Here is a 14486-nt window from a genome sequence, read left to right as displayed (position 1 = left end):
TCGGAGTTCCCGTTGGCAGCGGCGGGCTCGAACTGCTTCGACCAGCGAGGCGCACGTGCGCGGGCGCGGGTGGTACTTCATCTCGCCGGTGATATCACGAGAGTGATATCCCGCTGCAGTAGCGTCGACTCGGAGGGATCAGCGACGTGCCCATGGTGACGTTGAGGGTCATCGATCATTTGGCGCCGGATTCTCCCTGGGGATGTCGACTCCAACGCCCCCTGCGCCATACGAGTTGGGCTTGCGAAGCATGAGGCCAGCGAGCTCTTCCGGCACCTTGAGACCCGCAAGGAGGTCAACGATCTTGTCGATGTTGGTGAGCTTGCGGCGGCCCGATTCGAGCATCGACAGGAACGGCTGACTCAGCCCTGTCATCAGTACCAGGTCCTCTTGGCGCATACACGTCAATCCGCGGACACGAAGACAGAGTGCACCAAAGTCGCGTTCGACCAGGGCCTGCTGCACTTCGCGATCGCTCCACACATCCGGCGGAATCGCGGGCACGGCGGCCTCTGGCAGGCTGACGCCCCGACTGCATGCGAAGCAACGAAGCCCGTCGTTGTACCTGTTCAAGCGGGTTGCGCAGTTGGCGCAACGGCGAGTGGAACCTGAAGGTCGTGCGTCGGCGAATTGTCCGGCCAGCACGGACGGTCACTCCTTGAGTCCGGATGGATGCGCAGGTCCACATGGGCTCTGAGCCGCTGCCCTGTCCGCCCTTGGGCATAGAGACGACGTTCGTAACCCGAAGCACTAGGACACCGCACAGGGGCGGGTTCCATGCAGGGCATCAGGCAGTCAACTCGGTCAACTTTGGGCCCCGTTGATGGATCGAGCTGAATCGTGGGAATGCCCGAGCAGAGGCACGTGGCGATCGTCGGAGGGAGGGAGTGGGAATGTCGGAGGCGAACAGCAGGCACAACGTGGTGCTGTCGGAATGCCTCGATGAGCTCGGCTGGAGTCCCAAGGCTCTCGCTCGAAGACTGAACCGTGTCTTCGGAGCAGGGACGGTTGCCGAGTCCGCGCCGTACCACTGGCGAGATGCGGGTGGTGTACCGCGCTCGCCCTTGCCTGCGATGACGGCGTACGTTCTGTCACAGGAGCTGGGTCGCCCCGTCTCCGTTGGGCACCTGTGGCGGGGCAAGGCGCTGGACTCTCCCGTGCTGCTGGCCGCGGATTCAGGATTGGATCACCCGTGGACCGTCAAGGGGCTTGATCACATCGTGGAGGACTGGGTGCTTGGCGGGCTTGTTGACCGCCGTCGTTTCCTGGCTATCTCGGGGTCAGGGCTGCTCGCGGCGATCTCTCAATACCTCAACGGAACAGCAGGGCATGGCGACTTCGCTCCGAGGATCACAGACGACGGGTCGTCCGATCCTCTCGTCGCCCAGGTCGAGCACAACCTGCCGTTGCTGCAACTTCTCGACGACGCCAACGGCGGCGCACGCCATCTCCCATACGTCGGGGCTCAGTTCCGGGCAGTCGGTCTGTTGCTGCACGAGGGAGGGTTTCCCGAGACCGCGACCATCCGTCTGATCCGCGCCTTCGCCGAGATCGGGCAGCTCGCCGGCTGGATGGCCTTCGACTCCGCTCACCACGGTCTCGCTCAACGGTATTTCGTCACCGCACTCAGAGCAGCGCACCAGGTCAACGACAGACAGCTGTGCGCGCACATCCTGGCCGACATGTCGTTTCAGGCGTCCAGCCGGCGCCATCCCGCGGACGCGATCACCTTGGGCGAGGCTGCGTGGCGGGCAAGCAGCGGTGGAACCGCCAGCGTACGTGCGTCGGTTCTCTCCCGACTCGCGCACGGGTACGCCGCTGCTGGACGGACGGCAGACTTCGAACGGGCCAGCGGAACGGCGCGCGAACTGATCGAGACGCGATCGGGGATTGAAACCGAGCCGCGGTGGATGTACTTCCTCACGCCCAACCACCTGGAATGTCAGACTGGTTACTCGACGATCAACCTGGGCCGCTCGACGGTGCAGGAGGGGAACCGGTCGGCTGGTCGCGGCCTGGTACGGCGCGGCGCGGAACTCGTCGAGACGGGGGCGCACAGGGTGAGCAAGGGAGATCCGAGCCAGCGAAGAGCCCTGTTCGAAGGCGCCTGGCTCGCGCTGGGCTACAGCACCTCGGGCGAGCTGGAACGCTCCTGCGACATCGCGAGGACCGCGGTGGCGCGCCTGGAGACGGTCCGCTCGCCGCGCAGCACCGAACTCCTTCAGCAGTTGGCTGTCGAGTTGCGTCGGCGGCAGCGAAATCCGCATGTCGGCACGTTCCTGCCCGAGTTGGAGGAGAGCCTGCGGACGTATCCCGGAACGGGGCCAGGTCGGACGGATACGGTCGGGGCATGACAGCAGAGCGGACGATCGTCATCATCGGCGCCGGCGTCTCCGGTCTCACGACCGGGGTCGCGCTCCTCGAAGCGGGTCACCCCGTACGTCTCGTGGCGGAGGAAGTTCCTGGTGTGACATCGCTGGCGGCCGGGGCGATGTGGGGGCCATATCTGGTTGAGCCCTGGGAGCGCGTGCGCGACTGGAGTCTCGCTTCTCTGAGCGCCTTCGAGGCTCTGAGCGACGATCCCGCGACAGGAGTACGGATGGTCAGCGGGATCGAGGCGGCCCGGACCAACGTGCCAGCACCCCCATGGAGCGGTCTGCTGCCCAATTTCCGCACCTGCGCGCCGGATGAGCTACCAGTCGGCTTCGCGAGTGGCTATCGGTTCACGGTGCCGCTCATCGACATGCCGGTCTACCTGCAGTACCTGTTGGACCGCTTCCAGCAGGTGGGGGGAGTCGTTGAGCGGGCGACGATCCAATCCCTCGATGCGGTCGAACGCGCATCCGCGATCATCAACTGCGCCGGCCTGGCAGGCGGAGATCTCGCTGGTGACCCCGGTGTCCGACCGATCCGCGGTCAGCATGTGGTCGTGAAAAACCCGGGCATTACAGAGTTCTTCTCCGAGGACACAGGTCTGTCGCCCGATCTTCTGTGCATCTACCCGCACGGCGGGACCGTCGTGCTTGGCGGCAGCGCGATCGACGGTGAAGGTGATCTGCGGGATGATCCCGAAACGGCCCGGGCCATTGTCGACCGGTGCGCTGAGATCGAGCCTGCATTGGCGACGGCGCAGGTTATCGCCCATCGAGTGGGAGCCCGGCCGACACGCGTTGAAGTTCGGGTCGAGGCGGAGGGCCTCGCGAACGGTGCCATGGTGTTCCACAACTACGGGCACGGCGGCAGTGGCGTCACCTTGTCGTGGGGCTGCGCGGGCGAGATCGCCGCGTTGGTAGCCGCGGCGATGGCCCCGTGAGAGTGGCTCACCCTCCAAGCCGGCGAGTATGTCAGCCGACTGCCCACTGGGCTTGGTCGTCGCGGCTTCTCAGGGTCTCGATGCGATACGACAACTGCCGTGCGGCAGCGGCATCTCCGCGATCGGCGCGTCGGATGTACGAGCCGAGCGTGTGCAGGTCCCGGATCTCACAGAGAATCTGGAGTCCGGGCCAGTGCCTGATGTCGTATCCGTACTGAGAGCTGAATGCATCCAGCTCTTCGGCGGTACGCCCGAAACGAGTTCCTTGGAATGTGTTAGCCAGATCGACCTCTCGTGGCCCAATGGCCGCTTCATCCCAGTCGCCGAGCCGGACGTCCCGATGTGCCCAAAGGGTATTGCCGGGATATGCGTCGCCGTGGATATGTCCATGGCCGAGTGGGAAGTCCAGGCATTCGTACTCTTCCAGAAGAGCGTCTCGCCGTTCGGTCAGCCACGTTCGGCGACCTGAATCCAGGTAGGTGCTGGAGTCCACAGTGTTCTTGAGCGAGGCGAGCGGCAGAAACTGGGGCAGGGACACCGGAGGTGACGGCAGGTCGTGGAGGTCACGGAGTAGCTTGCCCAGCCGTCCGACGGGCGGTGCATCGTCCTCAGGCTGTGGATAGTGGCGCCAGAAGGTCACAACGTACGGGTCGTACGCCACTGGTTGTGGGACAGCCAAGGGTTCTGTCGCTGGGAAGGCGTTGGCGACGAGCCACCGGGTCAGAGACACGGCCGTTTCCAGGCGCTTCTGCTGGGAGCCGGGACTGACGCGTACGACCACGTCTTCTTTGGTGAGCAGGAACACGGAGGTGGCGTGTTGGTGGAGCTGGGTAAGGGGCTGTTCTGCGAGGCCGGCCGCCCGGGAGGCCATGCGGGCCGCGAACTCGGGTGAGACCGTCGTGGTCATGGGGCGAGGGCCTTCGTTCGGGTGTTGATCGCTTGGTAGCCGCGGGTTGCGTCCGCTATTTCACGGGCGACTGGGCTACGTGCGAGCCGCGGTTCCTCAAGCAGCCTAGTCACTCCCCGCATGGCGTCGCCGAGTTGCCGGATCCGCCGGTCCGCCGGGAGTTCCAGGATGGGCTGGAGTTGCTCACCGGCTCCGTCGATTTCTCCTGCCATGATGCGCGCGGTGACGATGTCCAGGCGGGCCAGGGCCTCGTCACCGTATGACCGGTGCTCCTTGGGGCCGTTCTCGTACAACTCGATGGCCGTGGAGGCGTGCTGTTCGGCCCGCTGGTGCTCTCCGAGTAGAGCGAAGGTTCCCCCGATGTAGTACTCCTGCTTCGCCTCGGGAAACGTGAGGAGGCCTCCAAAACGGGTGAGAGCGTCGGGAGCCGCACTCTGCTCCCGGGCACGGTGGAGGTTCTCGAGCGCGCCCATGGCCGTGGTGCGGTCCCCGATGCGTGCCGCCGCTCTGGCTTCGATTGCCGCGATGCGGATACGGGTCTGCCCACCTGGTGCCAGTTGGATCGCCTGACGCGTGTAGTCGAGAGCCGTCTGCCGCCGAGTGGACCATTCCGCGATGAGTGCCGCTGTGCCTTTGACCCAGGCCCGTAGGTCGTTGTGGTCTGCCTGTTCCGCGAACGACCAAGCCGTCTGCAGTTGCGCGATTGCGGCGTCTTCGTCACCGAGATTCTGTGACGCGTGCGCGAGCAGAAGGCAACTCGTGCCGGCGAGGAGGAGAAGTTCGCGGGTTTGCCCGGCCGGCTGACGGCCGGTCAGCAGCGCGAAGAGACGGTCACGTGTCGTGACGAGGTCGGTGAAGATCCGGCGCAAGGGAGCATGGACGTAGTCGCTGGCGATCTGTGTAAGCGTGAACTCAAGGCCCTCAAGCTCGACATCGCTCACGTTGGTCTTGGCGATCTCGTCCGTGAAGTGCAGCGACTGCACCGCGGCCTGCGCTGCCAGATCGCTTAGGTCTGGGTTGTCGCGCGCCGCTGGCCGTGTGCTATCACGATCAGTCCCGGAGTGCTGGATCTGGGCAGGCATAGAGGGGTCTTGGTGTTCGCGGAATGGTGGGGCTAGCAAGGCGTCCGGGGTTCCGATGCCTTGCAGGAAGCGTGCGGCCTTGTCGAGGTTCGTCAAGCGTCGATTGCCGGCTTCGAGCATCGACAGAAAGCTCTGGCTGAGTCCTGTCATGAACGCCATGTCGTCCTGCCGGAGCCCCGCTCGTTCGCGGATGAGGCGACTTGCGAGGCCGAAGTCCCAGTGGGCGATGGCATTTTGGATGTCCAGGCCGATCCAGACCTCTGCTGGGATGCTGGGGCTGAGGTCAGCATCCAGTCGCCTGTCGCGGGAGCATGCCGCGCACCGGTCTTCCAGGTTGTACTGGCTCAGTCGGCATCCACAGTCGGCGCATGTGCGAGCGTTCTTCCCCATCGCACCCCCGTTCCTTGTCTGCGCACGTCAGCGTACGTTCGGGCGCTGGCGATCCTGTATCACGCAGGTGATACATGCAGGTGAGGGCTGCTATACGGCGGTCACGGGCCTTCGAATGTCACTGCTCCGATCGCGTCCAAGATCTGTGCGACGTCTTCGAGACTTCCGAGCACGACATCGGCTCCTGCCGAGCGCAGTTGGTCGGCGGAGGTCTTGCCGGAGGCGACTCCAATGACGGGAGCACCGCCTTCAAGGCCTGTGCGGACATCCTCAAGGGAGTCGCCGATGATGACGGTGTTCGAGCGGGTGAATGCCGTTGCGTACTTGGTCTGAGCTCGTTCCTGGGCAACGCCAACGAGGGCTGGACGGTGATCGTTGTCCGAGGAGTAACCGCCGACCTCGACGTCTAGGAACGCGGTGAGGCCGAACGCTTGGAGCTTCAGCAGCGCGTTGGGCTTGAGGTTCCCCGTGACGACCGTAGGTACGCAGCCTGGTTGTGCGCGTACAGCCTTGAGTGCGTCCACGGCGCCGGGCAGGAGCACGCCTTGCTCACGAAGGTCGTCGGAGTGCGCGGCGAGGCGCTGCGGTAGGAGCTCCACCATGCGCGGCACTAGGCCGGGGACGGCGTCCTCGGGGACGCCGTTGTCCATGAGTAGGGATCGAATCGCGAGGGGCATGGTGACGCCGGTGCCGCGCGCCGGAAGGCGTTCCGCGGGGCGGCCAACGACCTCAGCGAAGGTCTCCCGATATACCTGCCGGTCGATGTCACCGACGTACAGCAGAGTGCGGTCGATATCCCAGAGCACGAGGATCTGGCCGGCGTCGGTCAAGTTCGGCTCCCTGCTGTGGTCACGGCAGCGCGTCGCTCCAGTACGTCATGAACGTACTGGCTGTGGGCGACGGGACGGAGGTGCTGGATCATGCTCGTGACGTGGTTGCCGAACCGCGCTGACTGAAGCTTCTCTGCGAGATCAAGGACTTCGTGTGCCGTGGCGCACCCGGCTTCGAGGTCTCCCTGCTCGATGTGGGCGGTTGCGGCGCGTGAGAGGAACAGGCCCCTGGTGCGGTGGTCCGTTGGGTTGAGTGCCTCCCGGGCCTTCGAGAAGCTGTCGACGGCGCTGCGTGGGTCGCCGAGGTCGAGGTAGCAGCTGCCTGCCTGTCCGTGGATCTCGCCCTCGTTGACCCAATAGAGCCAGTGCGGGTCGTGTTCCGAGCGGCCTTGGGCGCACAGCTCAGCGGCTTTACCGAGCGCGGCGATTGCCGCTTGGCGTTCGCCGAGCTTGGCGTGCCCGCGGGCCTGTCGAGTCAAGAGCATCGCTTCGAGTGCAGGCGTGCCGAGGTTCCTGATCTTGTCGCGGGCTCGCTGTGCCGCGGTGACGGCTTGATGCGGCGCTCCGGTGGAGTAACCGTGGATGGCTATGTAGGACAGGGCGCCGGCCCCGAGCCGTACGTCTTGTGAGGCTTTCGCGGCGCGGAGAGCGGCGTAGAGGTAGCTGAGTGGGCGGTCGCGATCACCGGAGTCGAAGACGAACCATCCGGTCTGGGCCGCGGTGTCGGCGATGATCGCCGCGAGCCGTCGCCCTGTCGCCTCGTCGTACGACGTTTCTTCCGCGAGCTGTTTGAGGAACTGGAGGTGACGGTCTCCAAGGCTGGTTAGAGTGCCGCTGCCGTCACTCGCGTCCATAGTTCGCAGGCTGTCGGTGGTGCGCTGGAGGCCATCAAGAAGGTCGTTGGTGAGGCGACTTCCCTCCGCAGCTCGATGAAGGGGTTCGGCCTCGGCTGTGTCCCACGCGTTCACGAACGCGGTGAGGGCGACGCCGCTTGCGGTGAGGAATCGTCGACGGTCCATCGCGCTGCCTCCTGCCGCTGTATCCAGTGCTGCCACCATACGGGCCGCGGTCCAGGGCAGGCTGGGATCAGCGTCGCCGGCGAACTGGGCTGACCGCTCCTGTGCTGCTGGGGCGGAAGTATGCGGTAGCGGAAGCGCAACCAGATCCGGGGGCACACCGAGGCCGGTGAGGAACTCGATGATCTTGTCGATGTTGGTGAGGCGGCGATTGCCCTTCTCCAACATGGAGAGAAACGCCTGACTGAGGCCGGTGAGGTTGGCCATGTCGTCCTGACGGAGACCACCGTGGAGTCGGATGAGGCGGCTGGCCCGGCCAAAATCCCAAGCATCGAACGCGTTTCGCACATCTGGGTCGTTCCAGATGTGTTCCGGGACGGAAGGGGTGTTCTTCTCCCAAGTCCGTGAGCGAACGCAGGCGGCACAGAGTGTGTCCATGTTGTACTGGCTCAGGGGACAGCCACACCGATCACAGCGTCGCTGCACCTGCTGCGGCACTCTTTCCTCCCCCGGCCGAGCGCCTGTGGTTCCCGACCTTTCCGGAACCGGAATCACCTCAGTGATATCACCCTCGGAATGTGCGTAATCCCCTTTCGGTAAACAGTCTTAGGGATCAGCCAACGTCCTTGTGACAGCAGTCGCTTGGTCAAGCGGCTCCGTCAGTGTGTCCGGACGCACAGGAGATCCCGGTGATTGTCTCGCCAGGCCGAGTTGAAACCGCCCTCAATCCGCACACCGCCCAGCACCCAGTCCCACCTCGAGTGCCGCTGGTCGGCTGGCAGCGGTCGCAACTCCGCCCCGTCGTACCGGAGCCGGCGTTGCCGCTCGCGCAGACCGAACTGCCCTGGAGGATCCAGCTCGCGTCCCACCCGCTGCCGCGGCTCGGCCCCGTCGACGTCGTGCAGGCGGGACTGCTCGTTGGGTTACGTGCGGTCGAGGGCGCCCGAATCCGGGGACTGGCTGTGGGGCCGGTGCTCTGCTGCCACGCGCATTCCCGGATCCACGTTCCGGTCGAAGCCGGCACGGCATACCGGTGGCACGCTCCACAGACGGTGTGCCGTTCGGGTCGCTTGTGGGAGTGCACGCTCGATAGACAGATCGCCGGGCACACGCGCTGTTCGACGGTCTGGCTGCTGCCCCCTGACGGCCAGCACTCGTGCATGCACAGTGCCGCTCTCCTCCACTGGCTCTCCCTAACGCGGTCGGCAGGTATCCGAGCAGGGGAGGCGCCGCATGGCGGTTAGCGTCTCGGCCGTCGTCCTGTTGGCGATCATCACGTTCCTGCTCATCAAGAAGGGCGGGCTGAACGCCGGACACGCAGTCGTCTGCACACTCCTCGGCTTCTACCTCGCCAGTTCCTCGATCGCGCCGACGATCTCGCAGGCCACTACCAGCCTCGTGAGGATGATCGGCGGGATCAAGTTCTAGTCGCACCCCCTTCACGCAAGTCAGGCAGGGACGCACGGGTGCTTCAAGCGTCGTACGAAACCGCACGGCGCCGTCCGCTGGTGCTGCCAACTCACCCAACTTCCCTTTGACTTCGAGGATTTGATGACCTCGCGCATATCGGACCCGGTCTTCTGGCTCCTGGCCCTGGCGGTCGTCGCCACCCTGGCCGTAGCCCTGCGCTTTCGTGCAACGTCCATCGAAAACAAGCGACGCGTCACCAGCCTTGAGGCTTCCCTGCGCCTGGAGCGGGCAGCAGTCGAGGCGCGTGACAGTGAGGTGCGGCATCTGGCGCACCAGCAGGTACCCAATCTGATCCATGCCGTACTGAGCGGCCAGCAGGCAGCGATCGCTCCCTTCCTCCACGCGGAGTTGAGCGACACGGTCTTCGGCCAGGCGCTGGCGGAGGTCCTCCGCACGGTGCAGGACACCACGGTCCAGTCCGCCGACAGGGCGGAGAACGTGACGCGCACGACGCTGAACACCTTCATCCGCGCGATCCAGCCGCTCGTGAACGAGTTGCAGGGTGCGGTGGAGGGCATGGTTGAGAACCATCACGACCCGAAGGTGCTCCAGGACGCGATCGAGATTTCCCACGGCGGCAATCAGCTGGCCCGGCGTCTGCAGACCTTCAGCGTGCTCATCGGCTCCTGGCCCGGGCGGCAGCGCGATTCCGCGTCCCTGCTCGATGTCGTGCGTGGCGGTGTCTCCCGGATCCGCGACTACGACCGTATCGAGATCACCGGCGAGATTCCGTACGCGGTGACCAGCCGGGCGGTGGAGCCCGTCGTCCTTTCGCTGGCGGAGCTGCTGGACAATGCCGCCCGCCACTCGGAGCCCGGCACCAAGGTGCAGGTGTGGTTCGTCCCGGGGACCAACGGGGTGAGCGTGTTCATCGACGACTCGGGCATTGGGATGACGCCCGAGGAACGGGCGACCGCCGCCCGCCTGCTCTCGGGCCAGCAGCAGGTCTGGATCACTCAGATGCGCAACCCGCCCCGGCTCGGGTTGGTCACAGCCGGCCAGTACGCGGCCCGGTACGGATTCCGGGCGGGAGCCGATCAAGAGTCCGCCACAGGTGGCGTACGAGCATGGGTGTTCATCCCTCGGGAACTGCTACTTCCCCTCACGGACCGGCAGACGGCCGGCGAGCGGGCGCGGATGCACCAGCCCGTTGACGCTCTGGCCCCAGCACCGGCCGCGGAGGCTGCCCCCGCAATCGACGCTCCCCCGGAGTACCCCGCCCGGTCCGACAGCGGGCTCCCGCAGCGCACACGGCAAGCCCCTGGTCCACGGCACGCCGCTTCCTCGGTCCACGAGGCTCTGCCCCCAAGCGACGGTGGCCGTGCCGTCGGTGCGTTCCTCCGAGGCGTCCAACGAGCCAGCACACCGGATCCAGGCTCCGATTCCCAACTCCCTGTAGATGAAAGGAACGTGACCGATGACGACCGCTGACAACAGGCTCGGCATTCTGCGCGGGCTGGGCTGGATGCTGAACGAGGAACTCCTCGTTCTGCCGGGAGTCTTGCGGGCCTTGGTGCTGTCGGCCGACGGGCTGCCGGTCACCTGCTCCAAGGACATCGACCGGAACCAGGAGATGCCCTCCGACATTGCCGAGCGAATGGCTGCGGCGGTGACCGGGCTCCAGGCCGTCAGTCAAGAGTCCACCGAGTTCGCGAGCACTCCGAGGCGGAACAAAGAGGAGCCCTTCTCCGCAGGCCCCTGGCAGAGGACCCTGCTCCAGTTCGACAAGGCCTACATCACGGTCATCTCCGCCAACATCGGCACCTACCTGACGGTGGCCATGAACGACAAGGCGGACGTTGAGGCCGTGTCCTACACGATGGAGAAGGTCGTCGACCGGATCGGCGAGAAACTCGGCCTTCCCGCACGGCAGTCGGCGCCGTCCGCGTCATGACAGCGTCCCGGCGCACCCGGGGTCCGGGACTGGTGGGTCTGCACGTCGTGACGGGCGGCCGGTACGAACCGAGCCGCAACCACTTCGACTTCGTCACGAGCGTGTGCCTCGCCAACCCTGGCCTGGAGCGCACGGGCCTGACTCCCGAGCAGCGTCGCGTGCTGGAGCTGTGTCAGCCCGGGGCCCTGTCGGTGGCGGAGGTCGGGGCGTATCTCGAACTACCGCTCAGCGTTCTGCGGATCCTGCTCGCCGACCTGATGGAACGCGGCCATATCACTACGAACGGAAAGTTCTACGCCGTCCAGACGGCCGACCGACAGCTTTTGGAGGCAGTCCTTGAGGGGCTCCACAACCTCTAACCCCGCCGAGGGAACCTATCTGCGTGGTGACGAGACCACCGTAAAGATCCTGGTCGCGGGGCCCTTCTCCGTGGGTAAGACCACCTTCATCGGCACGATGTCACAGATTCGCCCTCTGAAGACGGAGGAGGTGATGACCGCTGCCAGTACCGCCGTTGATGACCTGCGAGGGCGCCCGGACAAGCACGAAACCACGGTAGCTCTCGACTTCGGCCGGCTCTCCCTCAACGACAAACTCGTGCTGTACCTGTTCGGCGCTCCCGGGCAGGAACGGTTTTTTCCCATCCTCAGCCATCTCGCCCACGGCGCCCTCGGAGCCCTGGTGCTGGTGGACACACGTCATCTCGCTCAGAGCTATCCCGTCATGGGCGTGGTGGAGCAGCTGGGCCTGTCCTACGCCATTGCGGTCAACCAGTTCCCGGACTCTCCCCCCTACACGGCCGACGAGTTGCGGGCCGCGATGGACCTGCCCGCTGACGCTCCGCTCGTGTTCTGCGATGCCCGCGACCAGCCCAGTTCCAAGCAGGCCCTGATCCGTCTCGTGTCCTACCTCCTCACTTTGCTGCCGGAGTCCACCCCATGACCATGCCTCCCCACGGACCGACCTCGTACCGCCCGCCGACGTCCAGCAGTTGCCCGTACGGCACGCCGCCATCCGCGCCGGTCTCGAACCGCCTGCTGCCGATCCACGGAGCGGAGTTCAGCGCGGACCCTCGCGCGACGTACGCCCGGCTACGGGCGCAGGGGCCGATCGCGCCGTGCGAACTCGACCGCGGCGTCTACGCCTACATCACCACCACCTACCGCGCCGCCCTGTACCTGCTGCGCAACACCCCCACGGTGTTCCTCAAGAACCCGGTCCACTGGCAGGCCCTGCGGAAAGGGCAGGTGCCCGCCGACAGCCCGGCCCTCATGATGATGCAGCCCCGGCAGAACGCACTGTGGCTCGACGGCGGCGCCCACAGTCGGCTGCGCAGCGCCATTACCGACAGCCTGGAATGGGTCGACACCCACGCCCTGGCCGCCAGCGTGGCCCGCATCGCCGACGATCTCCTCACCCGCCTCGTCAACCTGGAACGCCCCGACCTCGTCGCCGACTTCGCTGACGCGCTGCCCATGCAGGTGCTGATCGACATGTTCGGCTGCCCACTCGACCTCGGTCACGCGATCGTCGGCGCCATCGCCAAGCTCTTCGACACCACCCAGGATGCGGCCCAGGCGAACGCCGACCTGGAAGCGGCCTGCCTGGCCCTGACCCGCCTCAAACGAGACCATCCCGGCTATGACGTCACCTCCTGGCTGGTGGCCCACCCGGCACGCCTGACAGACGAGGAGATGATCCAGCAGATCCTCCTCGTCATCGGGGCCGGCACCACCCCGTGCACGAATCTGATCGCCAACGCCTTGCTCCTGCTGATCACCGACGACCGGTTCAGCGGCGACGTCCACACCGGCGTCCGGCCCGTCTCGCACGCCCTCGACCAGGTCCTGTGGGAAGACCCGCCCATCTCCAACTACTGCCCGTTGTACCTGCGCGAGGAGCACATCTACGAGGGCGTCCGCCTGCTCCCCGGTGTCCCGATCCTCGTATCCTTCGCAGCCGCCAACAGCGACCCCGCCCTCGCTGCCGGCGCAGACCGCCGTGCGGGCAACCGGGCGCACCTCGCGTTCAGCGCGGGAATCCGCGCCTGCCCGGCACCCGACCTGGCCCGCGTCATCTCCGAGACCGCCATCGAACGCGTCCTGGACCGGCTGCCCGACCTCGCTCTCAACTGCTCACCCAGCCAGCTGATGCGCCGTCCCGGCACCTTCCACAGCGGCTGGACTCATCTCCCCGTCACGTTCCCCCGTACCGCGCCAGCCGGCACATACCCCATCGGAGGATCACGATGACCACCCAACTGCCCCAGTCTGGATGCCCGTTCGCGATCGACCCGACAGGCTCGGACATCCACCGCGAAGCCCGCCAACTGCGCGCGCTCGGCCCCGCCACCCGGATCGAACTCCCCGGAGGCGTCCTCGCCTGGTCGGTCACGGACGCGGCTCTGATCGAGCGGCTGCTCCTGGACGAACGGGTTTCCAAAGACGCCCACAAGCACTGGCCCGCCTTCATCAACCAGGAGATCCCGGAGAAGTGGCCGCTGCTTCTGTGGATCCAGGTCCGCAATGCCCTGACCGCTTACGGCCCCGAACACACCCGGCTGAAGCGCCTGATCGGTTCCAGCTTCAGCATCCGCCGAATCCGCGCGCTCACCCCGGCGATCGAGGACATCACCCGATCCCTCCTCGACGACCTCGAACGTCACCGGGACACGGATACACCTGTAGACCTGCGGGCGACCTTCGCGTGGATACTGCCGCTGCGCGTCGTCAACACCCTGCTCGGCGTCCCCGACGAGTTGCACGACACCTTCCGCGAACTGATCGGCGGAGCCTTCGCCACCGACTTCACCGAAGAGCAGGCGGAAGCCAACAACCTCGCCCTCTACAACGCGCTGAACGACCTCGTTGCGGCCAAGCGCGAGATGCCCGGCGACGACGTCACCACCGCCCTCATCGACGCCCACGACACCGACACCGGCACACGGCTGTCCCACCAGGAGCTGATCGACAGCCTCCTGCTGCTCATCGGCGCCGGACACGAGACCACCGTCAACCTTATCGACCACGCCGTGGTCGACCTCCTGACCCACCCCGGCCAACTCGCCCTCGTCCGCAGCGAAGACGACGACGTCACGATGGCCGACGCCGTGGAAGAGACCCTGCGCCACCAGGCCCCGATCGCCAACATCCTTCCTCGCTTCGCCACCGAAGACATCCACGACCCCGCCACAGGACTGACCTTCGCTCGCGGCGAACTCCTTGTCATCAACTACGCTGCCGCCGGCCGCGACCCCGAAGCCCATCCCGATCCCGACCGCTTCGACGTCACCCGGCCCACCCGCAAGAATCACCAGTCCTTCGGAGTAGGGGCCCACTACTGCCTCGGCGCCGGCCTGGCCCGCATCGAGGCCCGTATCGCACTGGACGCCCTCTTCACCCGCTACCCCCGCCTCGCCCTCGCAACGACGGCCGAGGACCTGAGCCCGCTCGCTTCGTTCATCTCCAACGGCCACCAGAAGATCCCCGTCTACCTCGACGGCGCTCCCGCCTAGACCCTGGCCGTAGCCCAGGACCGTACTGACATCGCTGCTCAGGCCGCGTTGTCAGTGGCTCCTGGCACAC

Annotated in this window: 14 protein-coding genes; 9 read left to right on the top strand and 5 right to left on the bottom strand. The window is 66.0% G+C overall.

The genetic code is table 11. The features are described 5' to 3' along the window. Window positions 1-168: 168 nt before the first annotated feature. On the bottom strand, window positions 169-645 hold the full coding sequence (locus tag SPR02S_RS63560) for a helix-turn-helix domain-containing protein (RefSeq protein WP_158697958.1): 477 nt from the start codon (window positions 643-645) through the stop codon (window positions 169-171). 248 nt (window positions 646-893) lie between these two features. On the opposite strand from SPR02S_RS63560, the gene SPR02S_RS39125 reads away from it, so the two are divergent. Together SPR02S_RS39125 and SPR02S_RS39120 are read left to right on the top strand one after the other, a co-directional pair. Then, window positions 894-2354, top strand: a complete 1461-nt coding sequence (locus SPR02S_RS39125) for an NsdA family TPR-like regulatory protein (RefSeq protein WP_026151255.1) — start codon at window positions 894-896, stop codon at window positions 2352-2354. Then, window positions 2351-3313 (top strand): FAD-dependent oxidoreductase, encoded by a 963-nt coding sequence (locus tag SPR02S_RS39120; RefSeq protein WP_019062477.1) that lies wholly within the window; start codon window positions 2351-2353, stop codon window positions 3311-3313. The genes SPR02S_RS39125 and SPR02S_RS39120 overlap by 4 nt, the downstream gene beginning before the upstream one ends. 31 nt (window positions 3314-3344) lie before the next feature. Here the strand turns inward: SPR02S_RS39120 and SPR02S_RS39115 are convergent, their stop codons facing one another. The 4 genes from SPR02S_RS39115 to SPR02S_RS39100 form a co-directional block, all read right to left on the bottom strand. Further along, on the bottom strand, window positions 3345-4220 hold the full coding sequence (locus SPR02S_RS39115) for a phosphotransferase family protein (RefSeq protein ID WP_019062476.1): 876 nt from the start codon (window positions 4218-4220) through the stop codon (window positions 3345-3347). After that, window positions 4217-5692, bottom strand: coding sequence for a helix-turn-helix domain-containing protein (locus tag SPR02S_RS39110; protein WP_019062475.1), 1476 nt, complete (start codon window positions 5690-5692; stop codon window positions 4217-4219). Before SPR02S_RS39110 ends, SPR02S_RS39115 begins: the two co-directional genes overlap by 4 nt. 101 nt (window positions 5693-5793) lie before the next feature. Next, the gene (locus tag SPR02S_RS39105; protein WP_019062474.1) at window positions 5794-6522 is read right to left on the bottom strand and encodes an HAD family hydrolase; all 729 of its coding nucleotides are present in this window, start codon (window positions 6520-6522) and stop codon (window positions 5794-5796) included. Beyond that, complete coding sequence (locus SPR02S_RS39100) at window positions 6519-7976, bottom strand: helix-turn-helix domain-containing protein (RefSeq protein ID WP_078623130.1); 1458 nt, start codon at window positions 7974-7976, stop codon at window positions 6519-6521. The genes SPR02S_RS39105 and SPR02S_RS39100 overlap by 4 nt, the downstream gene beginning before the upstream one ends. Before the next feature lie 795 nt (window positions 7977-8771). Between SPR02S_RS39100 and SPR02S_RS39095 the strand changes: the two genes are divergently transcribed. The 7 genes from SPR02S_RS39095 to SPR02S_RS39065 all read left to right on the top strand — a co-directional run bounded on the left by SPR02S_RS39095 (window position 8772) and on the right by SPR02S_RS39065 (window position 14416). Further along, window positions 8772-8966 carry a hypothetical protein gene (locus SPR02S_RS39095; protein WP_019062472.1) on the top strand — a complete coding sequence of 65 codons (195 nt, stop codon included), beginning with the start codon at window positions 8772-8774 and terminating at the stop codon, window positions 8964-8966. A 123-nt stretch (window positions 8967-9089) separates the two neighbouring features. Then, window positions 9090-10439 (top strand): ATP-binding protein, encoded by a 1350-nt coding sequence (locus tag SPR02S_RS57325; protein ID WP_019062471.1) that lies wholly within the window; start codon window positions 9090-9092, stop codon window positions 10437-10439. Then, a complete protein-coding gene (locus SPR02S_RS39085) occupies window positions 10426-10902 on the top strand; it encodes a roadblock/LC7 domain-containing protein (RefSeq protein WP_019062470.1) in 477 nt (158 codons plus the stop codon). Before SPR02S_RS57325 ends, SPR02S_RS39085 begins: the two co-directional genes overlap by 14 nt. After that, window positions 10899-11261, top strand: coding sequence for a DUF742 domain-containing protein (locus tag SPR02S_RS39080; RefSeq protein ID WP_026151252.1), 363 nt, complete (start codon window positions 10899-10901; stop codon window positions 11259-11261). Before SPR02S_RS39085 ends, SPR02S_RS39080 begins: the two co-directional genes overlap by 4 nt. Window positions 11262-11280: 19 nt before the next feature. Then, window positions 11281-11844, top strand: coding sequence for a GTP-binding protein (locus SPR02S_RS39075; protein ID WP_026151251.1), 564 nt, complete (start codon window positions 11281-11283; stop codon window positions 11842-11844). Further along, window positions 11841-13154, top strand: a complete 1314-nt coding sequence (locus SPR02S_RS39070) for a cytochrome P450 family protein (protein ID WP_019062467.1) — start codon at window positions 11841-11843, stop codon at window positions 13152-13154. Before SPR02S_RS39075 ends, SPR02S_RS39070 begins: the two co-directional genes overlap by 4 nt. Next, window positions 13151-14416 carry a cytochrome P450 family protein gene (locus tag SPR02S_RS39065; protein ID WP_019062466.1) on the top strand — a complete coding sequence of 422 codons (1266 nt, stop codon included), beginning with the start codon at window positions 13151-13153 and terminating at the stop codon, window positions 14414-14416. Before SPR02S_RS39070 ends, SPR02S_RS39065 begins: the two co-directional genes overlap by 4 nt. The last annotated feature ends 70 nt before the right edge of the window (window positions 14417-14486 follow it).

This window comes from Streptomyces prunicolor NBRC 13075, from assembly GCF_000367365.1.
GTDB lineage: Bacteria > Actinomycetota > Actinomycetes > Streptomycetales > Streptomycetaceae > Streptomyces > Streptomyces prunicolor.
This window is presented reverse-complemented; position numbering and strand designations above follow the sequence as displayed.